This window comes from Planococcus alkaliphilus (genome assembly GCF_057031095.1).
Genome location: NZ_CM168060.1, coordinates 326,093 through 340,606 on the forward strand (window position 1 = coordinate 326,093; position 14,514 = coordinate 340,606).

At 45.8% G+C, this 14,514-nt stretch carries 9 protein-coding genes; 8 read left to right on the forward strand and 1 reads right to left on the reverse strand.

The window, feature by feature from the left end; all coding sequences use genetic code 11:
* Positions 1 to 77 precede the first annotated feature (77 nt).
* The 7 genes from AC2EXB_RS01795 to AC2EXB_RS01825 all read left to right on the forward strand — a co-directional run bounded on the left by AC2EXB_RS01795 (position 78) and on the right by AC2EXB_RS01825 (position 8,021).
* The gene (locus AC2EXB_RS01795; RefSeq protein WP_483603267.1) at positions 78 to 1,742 is read left to right on the forward strand and encodes a formate--tetrahydrofolate ligase; all 1,665 of its coding nucleotides are present in this window, start codon (positions 78 to 80) and stop codon (positions 1,740 to 1,742) included.
* Positions 1,743 to 1,744: 2 nt separating this feature from the next.
* Positions 1,745 to 1,966 carry a hypothetical protein gene (locus AC2EXB_RS01800; protein ID WP_483603269.1) on the forward strand — a complete coding sequence of 74 codons (222 nt, stop codon included), beginning with the start codon at positions 1,745 to 1,747 and terminating at the stop codon, positions 1,964 to 1,966.
* Between the two features lie 166 nt (positions 1,967 to 2,132).
* The gene (locus tag AC2EXB_RS01805; protein WP_483603271.1) at positions 2,133 to 2,639 is read left to right on the forward strand and encodes an RrF2 family transcriptional regulator; all 507 of its coding nucleotides are present in this window, start codon (positions 2,133 to 2,135) and stop codon (positions 2,637 to 2,639) included.
* Positions 2,636 to 5,473: a YhgE/Pip family protein gene (locus tag AC2EXB_RS01810; protein ID WP_483603273.1), complete on the forward strand. Its 2,838-nt coding sequence runs from the start codon at positions 2,636 to 2,638 to the stop codon at positions 5,471 to 5,473. Before AC2EXB_RS01805 ends, AC2EXB_RS01810 begins: the two co-directional genes overlap by 4 nt.
* Positions 5,474 to 5,586: 113 nt before the next feature.
* Positions 5,587 to 6,084, forward strand: a complete 498-nt coding sequence (locus AC2EXB_RS01815; protein ID WP_235197980.1) for a TspO/MBR family protein — start codon at positions 5,587 to 5,589, stop codon at positions 6,082 to 6,084.
* A gap of 131 nt (positions 6,085 to 6,215) precedes the next feature.
* Entirely contained in the window at positions 6,216 to 6,830 is a 615-nt protein-coding gene (locus tag AC2EXB_RS01820) for a PH domain-containing protein (protein ID WP_235197981.1), read from the forward strand.
* A gap of 216 nt (positions 6,831 to 7,046) precedes the next feature.
* Positions 7,047 to 8,021 carry a proline dehydrogenase family protein gene (locus AC2EXB_RS01825; protein ID WP_483603276.1) on the forward strand — a complete coding sequence of 325 codons (975 nt, stop codon included), beginning with the start codon at positions 7,047 to 7,049 and terminating at the stop codon, positions 8,019 to 8,021.
* A 44-nt stretch (positions 8,022 to 8,065) separates the two neighbouring features.
* Here AC2EXB_RS01825 and AC2EXB_RS01830 read toward each other — a convergent pair whose 3' ends face one another.
* Complete coding sequence (locus AC2EXB_RS01830) at positions 8,066 to 9,322, reverse strand: MFS transporter (protein ID WP_483603278.1); 1,257 nt, start codon at positions 9,320 to 9,322, stop codon at positions 8,066 to 8,068.
* A 751-nt stretch (positions 9,323 to 10,073) separates the two neighbouring features.
* Between AC2EXB_RS01830 and AC2EXB_RS01835 the strand changes: the two genes are divergently transcribed.
* Positions 10,074 to 14,453, forward strand: coding sequence for a S8 family serine peptidase (locus AC2EXB_RS01835; protein ID WP_483604705.1), 4,380 nt, complete (start codon positions 10,074 to 10,076; stop codon positions 14,451 to 14,453).
* Positions 14,454 to 14,514 lie beyond the last annotated feature (61 nt).

Genomic DNA, 14,514 nt, shown 5'->3' on the forward strand with positions numbered 1-14,514 from the left:
GTTTTTCTAAGAGGCGGCTTTTTCTTTTCTGCAGAGGGCGGGTTATAATAAAAGAAAAATTGAAAGTGGGGAAATGAATGACGAATACGGATTTGTCCATTGCTTCAAATGCCAAGATTTTGCCCATACAGGAACTCGCAGAGAGAGCCGGCATTCCAGCTGATGCGCTTGAGCTATACGGAAAATACAAAGCGAAAATAGACGTCCAAGCGTTGCCGAAAGCTGCAAGACTCGGAAAAGTGGTATTGGTGACGGCAATCAGTCCGACACCTGCAGGAGAGGGCAAGTCTACAGTTACTGTAGGGCTTGCAGATGCATTCAGCCAATTGAAGGAATCGGTCGTTGTGGCTCTTCGTGAACCATCTCTTGGCCCGGTCATGGGCGTAAAAGGCGGTGCCACAGGAGGCGGGTTTGCCCAAGTCTTACCGATGGAAGATATCAACCTGCATTTCACAGGAGACATTCACGCCATCACTTCTGCTAATAATGCGCTTGCTGCTTTTATTGATAATCACCTGCACCAAGGCAATGAGCTGCAAATCGACCCAAGGAGAATCACATGGAAACGGGCTCTCGATATGAATGACCGGGCGCTCCGTCAAGTGACGATCGGACTTGGCGGACCTGCACAAGGAGTACCGCGCCAAGACGGGTTTGATATTACGGTAGCTTCTGAAATCATGGCAGTCTTATGTTTGGCCACTTCTATTGAAGACTTGAAAGAGCGCCTTGCCCGAATGGTCATCGGCTACACTTACGGAAAAGAACCGATCACCGTACGGGACCTTGAAGTTGAAGGTGCCCTTGCGCTGCTTTTAAAAGAAGCTTTTAAACCGAACCTCGTACAGACAATCGAAGGGACGCCCGCAATTATCCATGGCGGCCCGTTTGCAAACATCGCCCATGGCTGCAATTCTTTAATGGCGACAAATACAGCAAGGCAGCTTGCCGATATTGTGGTGACGGAAGCCGGCTTTGGTGCGGATCTCGGCGCAGAAAAATTCATGCACATCAAATCGCGCAAAGGCGGATTCCATCCGGATGCCGTAGTGATTGTGGCGACCGTTCGGGCGTTGAAGATGCATGGCGGAATTGCCAAAGGTTCACTGGGTGAAGAAAATCCGGAAGCGGTAAGACGCGGCATGGTCAATTTGGCAAAGCATGTAGATACGATCCGTCAATTCGGTATTGAACCGGTTGTGGCGTTAAACCGCTTTGTTACAGACAGCGATGCTGAAATTAGCGAGATTATGGGATGGACAGCGGCTGCAGGCGTTCAAGTGGCTTTAACGAATGTATGGGAGCAAGGCGGAGCAGGCGGTTTAGAGCTGGCAAAGTTGGTCAAACAGGAATTGGACCGCCCGACAAACTTTACTCCATTATATGATGAAACCGACTCTGTGGAAGAAAAGCTTCAAACCATTGTGCAAAAAGTCTACGGCGGTGCAGCAATTCAATTGACGGACCAAGCTCAAAAACAACTGGCCGAATTTAAAAAATACGGTTGGGACGAGTTGCCGATCTGTATGGCGAAAACACAGTATTCCTTATCAGACCAGCCGAAATTGCTTGGCCGTCCTGAAGGATTCACTGTCACGATCCGGGAAATCATCCCGAAACTTGGGGCAGGCTTCTTGGTTTGTTTGACTGGCGACATTATGACGATGCCTGGATTGCCTAAACAACCTGCAGCATTGAAAATGGATGTCGGGGCAGACGGAAAAGCTGTTGGGTTGTTTTAAGGATGAAACATGAAATTTCACTCATTGATTATGTAGAACAAGGGAATTCGATTTATATTCAATTAACGGTTTTCGACAGGAATCTTCAACAAAGGTTCCAAAATGAAGTGCGTTTTTTGGATGAGCTGTTGTACGGGGAGCTTGTCCATCCAAAGGCTTCGCCGCTGACGGAAAGCTGCCGGCTTGAAGTGATCGGCTATTTAAAAAAATATTTTAACCGCTGAAATTAGAGATGCCCCTTGCTTCGACTGCCATTGAAGCAAGGGTCATTTTTTTATTGGCTAAAGGGAGAATCTAGGCCTTGCAATCCGAATGAAAAAGTGGTTTACTAATTTATAGACATAATATATCCATAATGGATAATAGAAGTAGAAGTAGAGGAGTGGAATCATGCAGCTAACCAAAAAAGTGGAACAGGCGATTTGCATCATCGTGCTGCTCGCCACACAAGAAAGTAACGCGCCATTAGCTTCGGATGAAATCAGCAAACGATTGGGCGTATCGCCTTCATATATGAAAAAAATCACGAGAAAGCTGGTTGTGCAAGGAATTGCCATATCCGTTTCAGGGAACAACGGCGGCGTTTCCCTCGCTAAGTCAGTTGACGACATCAGTATGCTGGATGTCATTGAAGCAATGGAAGGCCCGATCCGGATGTACCCGGACACCGGCTTGATCGGGCTGGCATTTCATGACGGGAAATATGCGGAACGCGGCCAAAATATTTTGCGAAATGTATTTGCACAAGGCGACAATCTGCTGATCGAGTATTTTTCGAAAGTGTCAGCAGGAGATTTATTGAAAGAAGGATTTGGAGTGGAAAATTTACCGACTTTAAACTGGAATAGAGAATCTCTCAGTGATGTACTGCCATGGGAATCAGGTGATGACAAGTGAATACAGTGAAAATGGAGTGGAAGAAACTTCTTTCTAAACCATTATTGATCGGCACGATGTTTGTCTTGATGTTCATCCCCATCATATATGGAGGATTTTTCCTTGGGGCTTCATGGGATCCTTACGGCAAAACAGACCGTTTGCCGGTAGCTGTGGTCAATCAGGATCAGCCGGCAGAATACGAAGGAACACAGCTGGCAGTCGGAGATGAACTCGTCGACAATTTAAAAGAAAATGAGGATCTGGAATGGCATTTTACCGATGCGAAAGAAGCGGAAAAAGGGATGGAGGAAGGAAAATACTTCATGGTTTTGACGATCCCGGAAGATTTTTCATTTAATGCTTCCACAGTGATGGGCGTTCAGCCGAAAACCATGAACCTTCAATACGAGACCAACCCCGGACGCGGATTTTTCATTGAAGCGGTTAGCAAGCAAGCGACAGCGGATATTCGGGAACAAATTTCAGAAAGTGTCACGAAAGAATATGTAAAAGCTGTCTTTGACCAGATCCGGACCATTGGAGATGGCATGGACGAAGCAGCAGATGGGGCAGTGCAACTTACGGACGGCGCTGCAGAAATCCATAAAGGAAATGCAACGCTCAGTGAAAAACTAGGGGAACTGGCAACGGGTACGTTAACCTTCAAGCAAGGCGCTGAAAAATTGGAAGTGGGTGCTGGCCAGTTTGCAGCGGGAGCTGCGCAATTGGATGAAGGTGCCGGCCAGCTTCGAACTGGAGTATTTGCGTATACCGATGGAGTCGGCCAATTGCAAAGCGGCATCGCCGGTTTAGCTGACGGGACTTCCCAGCTTACAGCAGGCGGGGCAGAACTTGTCGAAGGGTCGGCGGCCTTAGCAGACGGCCTTGGAACCTTGCTTCCGGGTGCACAGCAATTGAATAGTGGATTGGCAGATGCTGAAAACGGCAGCGGCCAACTAAATGCAGGGCTTCAAGAACTGCAAACTAAAACGGCTGAACTGGCAGGGCCGGATTCAGGAATCCAGCAATTAGCAAATGGGCAGCGAGCGTTGAATGATGGCCTTGATGAATTGGCAGCGGGAAGTTCTTCTTTAGAAGAAGGTCTTAAAGCCCTTCAACAAGGATTGCCGAGCCAAGACCAAGTCAATAGCCTTCAACAAGGGCTTGCGAGCATCCGGGAAAATGCAGCGAAATTAGCAGCGGTTGCTTCTGCAGGAGATGCCAATGGGGCAGCTTCGCTGCAAGCCAACTTGTCGGCAGCGAAGCAGGCATTGGATGAATTGCAGATATCCTCATCGAATGCAGCAGAAGCAGTGAAAAACACATCCACCTATAATGCATTGGCGCCGGAGCAGCAAAGTGAATTGATTGCTGCCATCGAACAAAGTGCTGCAACGCAGTCAGCCAATCAGCAAGCGTCTATCGAAAAATTAGCTGGAAACTTGGCAGCGATCAATTCAGATTTGAACAATAGTATTTTACCGGCGTTCCAGTCGCTTGGATCATTGCCGGAACAAGCAGCTGGCTTGTCTGGTGCCATCGCTCAAGTGAACCCGGCTGCAAGCGAAGCTTTAGGCGGATATGAAACCATTCAACAAGCGCTAAATGGCAAATTGATCCCAGGAGCCGGATCGCTCACAACAGGCATCAATGAAGCTGCCGCAGGAAGCGGACAATTGCTTTCAGGAGTCAATGAAGCGGCGAGCAGTTTACCGCAGCTGGCGGGAGCAGTGGATAGTTTGGCCAAAGGCAGCGAATCGTTGAATCAAGGGGTTTCCGCATTATCTGCCGGGTCTAACGGATTGGTGGAAGGTGCAGGAGCATTAAAAGAAGGTTCAGCGCAGCTTCAGCAAGGAACGGCTGCCTATACGGAAGGCGTCGCTAAAGTGGCAGATGGAACAAACGAACTAAAACAAGGGGCCGATGAACTTGCAGGAAATTCGGCTGCTCTTCAATCGGGAGCAGATGATTTAGCCTCTGGAATTTCTTCGCTGAACAACGGCGTGCCGACACTCATTAATGGGGTCAATGAACTGGCCGGCGGAGCAGGGGACATTGGCGACGGAGCGCAAGCATTGGAAAGCGGTGCAGGAGAATTGGGCGACGGAGCTGCCAAGCTGGAAACAGGTTCAACGGAACTTGCTGATCGTTTGGCGGAAGGAGCACAAGAAATCAACGGCACTGATTTGTCGGATGCCAACTACGAAATGATTGCGGCACCGGCATCAGCTACCGAGAGCAAAATAAGTGAAGTGCCTAACTACGGCCACGCAATGGCCCCGTATATTTTGTCATTAGGACTCTATGTAGGTGCTTTGTCTTTCAACTTAGTCTTTCCGATCAACGGACGTCCAAGCCAGCCCACTTCCGGAGCTGCTTGGTGGCTCAGTAAATTTTTGCTTGGTTTTGTCCAAGCAACTGCCGCAGCCTTGATTGTGGATGCCATCATGATTTTCGGCTTCCATTTGCAAGTGGATCATGTAGGCGAATTTATCGCCATTTCAATTATTACCTCATTGGCTTACATGTTCTTAATCATGTTCTTGAGCATTGCGCTTGGAAATCCGGGGCGTTTTGTCGCCATGATTATTCTTGTTCTTCAGCTTGGAGCAAGCGGCGGTACATTCCCAATCGAATTAACCAATTCGTTTTTCCAAAAAGTGCATGATTTCGTTCCAATGAGCTATGCGCTTCTCGGTTTCCGGGAATCGATGTCATCAGCTTACGGAAGCGAAACGTTCATTTTAAGCGTATCCATTCTTGGTGGTTTCGTTCTGGCTTTCAATCTTCTGCTTTGGGCGGTTTTAAGTGTAAGAAACCATAAATTGGCGAAATTGGCTGCTTCAAATTAATCAAAATCATCTTCGTATCTGCTGTATAAGCGGATATGGGGATGGTTTTTTTGTTTATGAACTTTTCTTAAAGGAAAGAGTAGGGAAGAAAGAATTCAAAAGGAGGAGAAATAATGGAAGTTTTAAAAGCGGACGGTCAATTCAACGGCAAAAAACTAGCGTTTAACGTGCTGGTTCCGGTAGTTGGCGGATCGATAATCGGAGCTATTGCCAATCGCAATACGCAGGAGAAGTACAAACGCTTGAAGAAACCATCATTTTCACCGCCGCCATGGGTATTTCCGACAGTTTGGACCACATTGTATGCAGCTATGGGGCTAGCGAAGTATCGCGTGGATGAAAAATCGGACAATCAAGAAGAACGCAAAAACACTTTGGCTCCTTATGATCTTCAATTAGGGCTCAATTTCCTCTGGTCGTTCCTGTTTTTTAAATGGGGAATGCGCGGCACGGCTTTAATCGAAATGACAGCTTTACTTGGCGTTCTGACATTGACCACTTACGAATTTTTCGGCGTGGATAAACTGGCCGGATCTCTCATGATTCCATATATTGCTTGGGTAGCCTTTGCTTTGGGACTGAACTATTCAGTCTGGAATTTAAATAAATAATGGAGAGAGGTAGCCAGTCTGCTAAAGATTGGCTACCTGCTTTTTTAACTGACAAAATTTTGGTGTAGCAACGGATCTTATTTGATAGAATAAAGGGGAACGATATTCATCTTGAAAAGGGGAACTGGCGAATGTTCAAAAAAATGGCTTCAGAAGCTCTAGGTTTATCTGATATCGGCAAAATCATTGACCCACAAGACTACGATAAAACGGATGCAGACGATTATGTCATGCACGAAGACCAGGAAAAAATCTATTTCTTGATCAAGACGAAAGCGGACGAATATTGCTTTACTAACTTAGCGCTTATTCACGTGGATGGCGAAAGTGCAATGTCTTCAAAACGTACGTTGAAAAGATTCCCGTATTCACAAAACTCCATTTCGGATGTGGTAATGGAAACAGCCGGAAAAATCGATTTGGATATTGAAATTAAATTTAAATTAGGGCAGATCGCTTACAGCATCGATGTTCAAAAAGATCAAATCGAGCGTTTGAAAGATTTGTATAAATCCCTATTGCGCATTGCTGAAATTACGCATGAAAATGAAATCGTTACGGCGATGGCAAACGAAAGTTTGAACAAAGCGGTGACGGTGCTTCAAAATTCTCGTCCAAATGACGTGGCAATGGATGTCCAATACTCTAAACTGACAGACTTTGGATTCACGTGGATGACTTCTGTGCGAAATCAGTACCATATCAAGGATTTTGGCGACGTTTTCGAAAAATATATCAATAACTGATTCAAACTCCTCGGAAGCTTTCGGCTTCGGGGAGTTTTTTTGAAAAGTAAGCTCGTAGAATTTTGAGATTTTTAGCAATCATCTTTAATTCCAGTTAAAATAATGGTGCGGGTTCAGAAAAAAAGGATTACAATATAAATGCTTGTATCTGAGAGGAAAAGCCATTTTCCATTTGGATAAACAGGCTTTTGGTGAATTGTATCAGGAGGGAAGAAAATGTTAAAAGATGTGTTTATCGGATTGTCGCAAAATCAATTTTTGACAGCTGCTGCAAAGAAATACGGCCTTAAATTAGGCGCTCAAACAGTGGTAGCCGGGACAAATATTGAAGAGACAATCGCAAGTATCCGTGAATTGAATGCTCAAGGAATCAGCTGTACAGTTGATAATCTTGGAGAATTCGTTTTTGAAAAAGAAGAAGCATTAAAAGCGAAGAACAGTATTTTGGAAGTCATTGAAAGCATTCATGCGAACGGGGTAGACGCACATATTTCTTTAAAGCCTACTCAGATCGGTTTAGATATCGACTATGATTTCTGCTACGAGAATTTGAAGGAAATCGTGGATGCGGCAAGCAAATACGATATGCATATTAATATCGACATGGAAGATTATGGACATGTCCAGCCTTCCTACGACTTAATCGATGAATTATTAAAAGAATACGATAACGTGGGAACCGTTATCCAATCTTATTTCTATAGAGCAGAAGATGACATAAAAGAACGGAAAGATCTTCGTCTGAGAATTGTTAAAGGCGCTTATAAAGAACCGGAAGAATATGCTTACCAGACGCGCGAAGAAATCGATGCGAATTTCATCGCTTTGATCGAATACCATCTATTGCATGGCAAGTTCACTTCGATCGCGACGCACGATCACCATATTATCAACCACGTCATCCAGTTTGTAGAAGAAAACGGCATTCCGTTGGAGAAATTCGAATTCCAGATGCTTTATGGCTTCCGGAAAGACATGCAATTGGATTTGGCGAATAAAGGCTATAATTTCTGTACGTATGTGCCTTTTGGCGATGACTGGTACGGCTATTTCATGCGCAGACTGGCTGAACGCCCGCAGAATTTGAATCTAGTTGCAAAACAAGTATTCAATAAGCGGACGAATACGGCAATTGGGCTTGCAGCTGGTGCATTCTTGCTCGGACGGCTCACTTCAAAAAAGAAAAAATAAAGTAAAAGGAGTCGCCCCAAATACTTTTTGGGGCGACTCCTTTTTTATTCGTCTGCAAGTTTTCGTTTTCCAAAGATAAAGTAATAGTAGATGGATGAGACGACATAAAGTCCTGCAGTGATGGTGAACGCATAAGCGTAGCCCCAGTAGGAGCCGAAAGCGACAACAAGTCCGGCAGTAAGTGGGCCCATGGTGGCCCAGCCGACATTGAAAACCACTTGGTTTAGCGAGTTCGCCAAACCTTTGTATTTATCATGGACGACCTCCATGGCAATCGCGCTTTGAATCGGGTTGCCGGCATTCATCAAGGCTTGCCTCAAAAGAAAACCGATGGCAGCAAGAAACAGCGAAGTCGTATAAGCGGTCAAAATCAGAAACGGGATGGACAGTACTTGGAAGATGATCAAAGCTTTCACTTTGCCGACTTTCCGGACGAGCATAGGGCCGATCAACATCGCTACAGCCGTCATCGCAGAGCCTAACGATAAAATAAGGCCGATATACGTATTCGAAGCATCAAATCGATTGGAAAAGTAGAGGTTCAAGTAGGGGACGACAAGCCCCGAGCCGAGTCCGATCAATAGGCTGGCAAACGAAAAATGAAAAATGACAATCAAATTCTTTTTAAGGTTGATGTCGTTTGCAGGTACAAGCGGGTCATGGCTAACTTTTTCTTCAATTTCAGTGGACCGGCTTTTTAAAGAAAGCAAAGGAATCAAGCCGCAGCTGTAAATGAAAGCCCCTGCAAGCAATGACCAGCGGATAGCATATACCGCTTCCATATCCAGGATGGTTTGAAATACATCTGAAATTACGCCGCCAAGCAGACTGCCGACGACATTTGCTACAGTCATCAAAGCAAAATAGATGCTGAACATCTGTACACGCTCCGAAGGTTTGGAATTCTCCGCTAGAAAAGGGACGCCTGAAACTTGCACAAAGGCCATGAAAAGCCCAGTGAGGAAAGCCGCTGTGACAAGGGGCGTTTCTGTAATTGTAAAGCTGCGGTAAAAAAGGGTCATGGCTCCAAAAACGGCCCCGGCAATGATGATCCATTTCCTTCCGAACCGGTCGCTCAAGAAGCCAGCCGGAATCAGCATGAGAGCTGAGGCTGTAGCGGTCATGGAAATCACTTTGCCATTGACGGTTTCGGGCATGCCGAGTTCTTTGATATAGAGGTTATACATCACCATAAAAACGCCTAACCCGATTTGGATTAGAACATTTGCCAGCATAAAGAATTTGATATTGCGGTTATAGGAGGAGAAATTCAACTTCCAATTGTCGATCCAAGCCTTCATAGCCGTCCACTCATTTCGTCTTTTTAATATTTCGCCTCTCTAAATATAAAGTTTTCAAAGAGCGAAAGCAAACAGTAAATTTTGAATCTACCGCTTTTATAATCAATAAGCCCTTTCTGGTCGAATAGGTACTAAAACTCATAGTCATGATAACGATAGAAGAGGAGACCCAAACACTTAAAATAAGTCCGGAGAAAAGCACGGCTGGTTATAACGAAGAAAAGAAAATAAGAAACTGCAAATTTTAAGGAAATGAAATTATAGAGCTATTTCTTTACAATAGAATTACAAAAATGACAAACAGATTAAAATAGGTAGAATGTACTTATGAAAATCGAGATTCATGTCAGTTATTTGCGATTCTTAAAAAGTGACAGTCTGGAATAATTTTCAAGTGGGTGCATCGGTTCATTTTAGAGAATTAGGGGATTAGAAAGGGGTCTGGAAATAAAATCAATAATTGCCTTGAATCCTCTATTCTAGAGGAATAAGACTAATTTCTATATTTTTAAATCAATATTTTAGTTCTTTAGGCATACTTTAAGAAATTAGGTATAGTTTATCAATTCAAAAAATTCAATAATATTACATATTTTTTTCTTGTATAGTGTTAACAACAACTTAGATAAAAGAAATGACACCAAGACGCTGGGCACCAAAAATATTTGGGGAAGGGGGACAGGTGTATTTTATTGTCTTCTTAAAAGGCAAGTAAGAGGAAAAAGATGTTGTAAATTTGGAGGGAGGAACAATATTGAGTAAGAAAAAAGGTCCTATCAAAGCTTTTAGTTTAGCAGCTTCCTTACTTATGGCGTTTTCACTTGTGGCACCGGGTGCTGCAAGCGCGGAAACGGCAAGCAAATTGCACCGATCGGTAAATGACTCCAACATAATTGCCAAAGAAAAGTTGAGCAGCAGGCTTTTGACTAATTTCAAAGGCGAAGAAAAAGTTACGTTTCTGATTAAATTTAAAGAAAAGGCAGAAACAGAAGAAGTGGCTGATTCGATTAAAAAAAGTGCAGAAAAAGCCGCTTTGTCTTCTGCCAAGTCAAAGCTCGCCCAGCGCTCTGCAGTAGTTTCTGAGTTGAAAGCGACGGCTCTTGAAGAGCAGCAAAATGTCAAAGAGTATCTTGAAAAAGAAGTGGCAAAAGGAAATGCGGAAAATCTCAATTCGTATTATGTAGTCAACGGCATGGCAGTGACAGCGACCAAAGAAGTAGCTGAAAAAGTAGCGGCTTTTGCTGAAGTCGAAAAAGTATTGCCGAATGAAACGCGCCAATTGTTTACAACAAAAACGCCGAATGCCGAACCGCCTAAATCAAATGTCGCAAATGTTGAGTGGAGTGTTGAGCGTGTGAAAGCTCCAGAAACTTGGGACCTTGGAATTGACGGCGCCGGGACGGTCGTTGCAAGCATTGATACAGGCGTGCAATGGGACCATCCAGCATTAAAAGAAAAGTACCGTGGATACAATGCGGCAACAGGCGAAGCCAACCATGACTTTAACTGGTTTGATGCAACGGCTGGCCAAACAGCCCCTTATGACGATCAAGGGCACGGAACGCATGTAACTGGAACGATGGTCGGAAGCGAACCAGATGGCTCCAACCAAATTGGTGTCGCACCGGGAGCTAAATGGATTGCGGTCCGGGCATTTACGGCTTCTGGAGGCACAGATGCCGACTTGCTGGAAGCAGCTGAATGGATTTTAGCTCCAACCGATTCAGAAGGAAATACCCGTGTAGATCTAGCACCGGATGTTGTGAATAACTCATGGGGTGGCGGGCCTGGCTTGGATGAATGGTACCGCGATGTCGTCATCAACTGGCGCGCAGCTGAAATCTTCCCGGAATTCTCTGCAGGAAATACGACATTGTTTAACCCCGGCGGCCCAGCATCTGTTGCAGCTCCAGCCAATTACCCGGAATCATTTGCGACAGGCGCAACAGATATTAACAATAAAGTAGCTGATTTTTCATTAAGAGGGCCATCTCCATATGACGAAATCAAACCGGATGTTTCTGCGCCGGGCGTTAATATTCGTTCTTCTGTTCCAGGCAGCGGTTATGAAGGCGGTTGGAACGGCACATCAATGGCAGGACCAGCAGTGGCAGCGACGGCTGCGTTACTTCGCCAAGTTGACGCGGGTCTGACAGTGGATGAAATGGAGCAGATTCTTCTCGATACTGCGACACCACTTACGGACAGCACCTATCCTGAATCGCCGAACCACGGTTACGGCTACGGGTTGGTCGATGCCTATGAAGCAGTCAGCTCCATCTTGGACGGCATCGGCAAATTGGAAGGCCAAGTTTCGAAGCAAGGCGATGATGTTGAAGCTCCAACTTTCGAGCACGCAGCTCCGGCAGAAACTTATGAAGGAATGGAATTGCCATTAACGGTTTCGGTACAAGACAATATCAGCATTTCTTCTGTGAAATTGAATTACTTGGATGAAAATGGGGACTGGCAACAACTTGATGCCGCCCGCACATCCGGAGATTTCAAATCCGGTGTGTTTAAAGCAGTGGTTCCAGGAGCAGCGGTTTCAGGCGAATCGTTCGTTTACAAATGGACCATCAACGATTTTGGCAATAACGAAGTTTCTTCTGAAGAATACACGGTTGAAGTAAAACCAGGAATCACGATTGGGTATTTTGAAGATTTTGAGGGCGCGGCAGCAGGCTGGACTTCATTTGGTGAAATGAATAGCTGGGAGCGGGGAGTTCCGACTTCAGGTCCTGGAAATGCAGCATCCGGCGAGAAAGTTTATGCAACGAACTTGGACGGTGCTTACGATTCCAATATGAACGCAACACTTGTATTGCCGCCGGTCGATCTGCCGGAAGGGCAAGCATACTTGCAATTTAAGCATTGGCACAGTTTCGAACAATCGTCTTCAGGAACGGCATGGGATTATGGCCATGTATTCGTCTCTGTCGATCAGCAGGAATGGACGCAATTGCAGACATTCCAAGGTGAGACCGGCGAGTGGACGGATGCAGAAATCGATTTGGGCGACTATAGCGGACAGCGCATTTATTTGGCATTCAATGCCTATTCAGATGGCAGTGTCGTCAAAGACGGCTGGTATATCGATGACGTGGCATTAGCTGATGTTTCAGAAACTGGAAAAGTTTCGAAAGGAAAAAATGCAAAAGGGAATTCAGCGAATAAAGGAAATGGCAAAGCAAATGCAAAAGGTGCAGTGAATAGAGGAATCGGATTGGGGCTTGTGAAAGATAAGGATAAAGAATCGGTGAAGAACCCGATTGATCCAGCGAAGATCCATCCAACCATTCCGGCTAAAGAAGAAATGCCGACGGTAGAAGTTCCGGCCAATCCGACTTTATTGCCGCTTGGTGCACAAGTGAGAGTATTGGAATCGGGACGCTCGGTTTACTCGAATCCTGCGGATGGAACATATACCTTAACGCATACACCAGGTGATTACACCGTAAAAGCGGAAGCATACGGTTATCAATCGGAAGAGAAAGCAGTAACGATTGAAGCGGATGCAACAACGCAAGCAAACTTTACGCTGGAAGAAGTTTCGCAAAATACAGTAAGCGGGACAATCACCGATGAAGCGACAGGTGAAGGAATCGAAGGGGCGACGGTTCTTCTGGTGGAAGACGCCAATATCTCCCCTGTTGAAACTGCGGAAGATGGCAGTTATTCATTGAGCGCTTATGAAGGTGAATATACGTTGAAAGTGGTGGCAAGAGGCTATTACAGCAAAGAAATTCCTGTAACAATCGGTGCTGAGGCAGTGGAAGTCAGCTTGGCACTTGAGCCAATCTATACGTATCCAGGCGGAGAAATCGGCTACGATGATGGCAGCGCAGAAAACGCACGTGCGTATAACGCAGCAGGAAACGCATGGGCTGTGAAAATGTCGCTTCCTGAAGGCAAGGAATCCGGTATTGTCACGGACGGCGTATTCCGCTTCTGGGATACGGAATGGCCAAGCCCAGGCGGTACAGAATTTGCTGTAGAAGTATGGGATGCTTCGGGTGCAGAGGGCACACCAGGCAAAATGCTGGCAGGCCCGATTGATGGAGAAGCCTTGCGCAACGGGGAGTGGACAGTTGTTGACTTGGCGGAATACAATATCGTGGTTGAAGGCGACTTCTACATGGTTTACCGCCAGACAGTTGCAAACCCGAACTCTCCTGGACTTGCGACAGATGAAACTGGTGAAAATGCGAAGAGAAGTTATCAGCATGTCTCTGGAGCTTGGTCACCGGTTCCAGCAGAAGAAGGGAATTATATGATCCGGGCACGCGTCAGCTATGAAGTGAATGCACCGGTCATCACGTCCCCTAAAGATGGGCAGGTTACAAATGAAGCGAACGCGACGGTCGAAGGGAAAGCATCGCCGACAACAGTCATTGAATTAGAAAACAATGGAGAAGAGGCTGGGACTGTAGAAACTGCCGCTGACGGGACATTCGAATTGCCGATTGAACTGGAAGAAGGCAGCAACGAACTGGTCGCTGTCTCCACATTAAATGGACAAGAAACGGGCAAATCTTCTTCCGTGACGGTTGTGCTGGATACCGAAGCACCGGATCTTGCCATTACGAATCCGGTAGACGGTGAAAAAACAAACCGTGAAACGGTGACTGTGGAAGGGACGATTGCCGATGAACACTTGGAATCGGTAACCGTCAACGGACAAGCGGCATCCATTGGCGATGGCACATTCTCCAAACGCATTTTGCTGGATAACGGCAAAAATGTCATTGAAGTCAAAGCGGTCGATGCGGCTGGAAATGAGGTCTCAGAGACGGTGACGATTACGGCTCAATTTACGGCCCCTGCCATTGAGAACTTGACGCCCTCAGAAGACGTTCACTTGACGACTGGCAGAAGCGTGAAAATCGAATTCGATTCCGCCCCAGGCTTAAAAGCGAGCTTCAGCATCCATATGCCATTGACCAACGTGTCAAATGCAACGGAACTGCCGATGATGGAGCAAGGCGATGGGCATTATGTGGGCTATTGGACCGTTCCTTATGGCACCACGGCCAACGGCGCGATGATTGAAGCGAAAGTGGTCGACAGCTTTAAAAACGAAACGAGAAAAGCGGCTGCCGGCAAACTGTACATCAACATCGAAGAATAATCGGAAACCGGAAGGGACTCATCTCCCTTTCGGTTTTTATATGGAGAAAGAGCGGGAAGGT

Coding starts and splice junctions, on each gene's coding strand:
- AC2EXB_RS01815 (WP_235197980.1), top strand. CDS start 5,587: ATGGAAGTTTTAAAAGCGGACGGTCAATTCAACGGCAAAAAACTAGCG.
- AC2EXB_RS01805 (WP_483603271.1), top strand. CDS start 2,133: ATGCAGCTAACCAAAAAAGTGGAACAGGCGATTTGCATCATCGTGCTG.
- AC2EXB_RS01800 (WP_483603269.1), top strand. CDS start 1,745: ATGAAACATGAAATTTCACTCATTGATTATGTAGAACAAGGGAATTCG.
- AC2EXB_RS01825 (WP_483603276.1), top strand. CDS start 7,047: ATGTTAAAAGATGTGTTTATCGGATTGTCGCAAAATCAATTTTTGACA.
- AC2EXB_RS01830 (WP_483603278.1), bottom strand. CDS start 9,322: ATGAAGGCTTGGATCGACAATTGGAAGTTGAATTTCTCCTCCTATAAC.
- AC2EXB_RS01795 (WP_483603267.1), top strand. CDS start 78: ATGACGAATACGGATTTGTCCATTGCTTCAAATGCCAAGATTTTGCCC.
- AC2EXB_RS01820 (WP_235197981.1), top strand. CDS start 6,216: ATGTTCAAAAAAATGGCTTCAGAAGCTCTAGGTTTATCTGATATCGGC.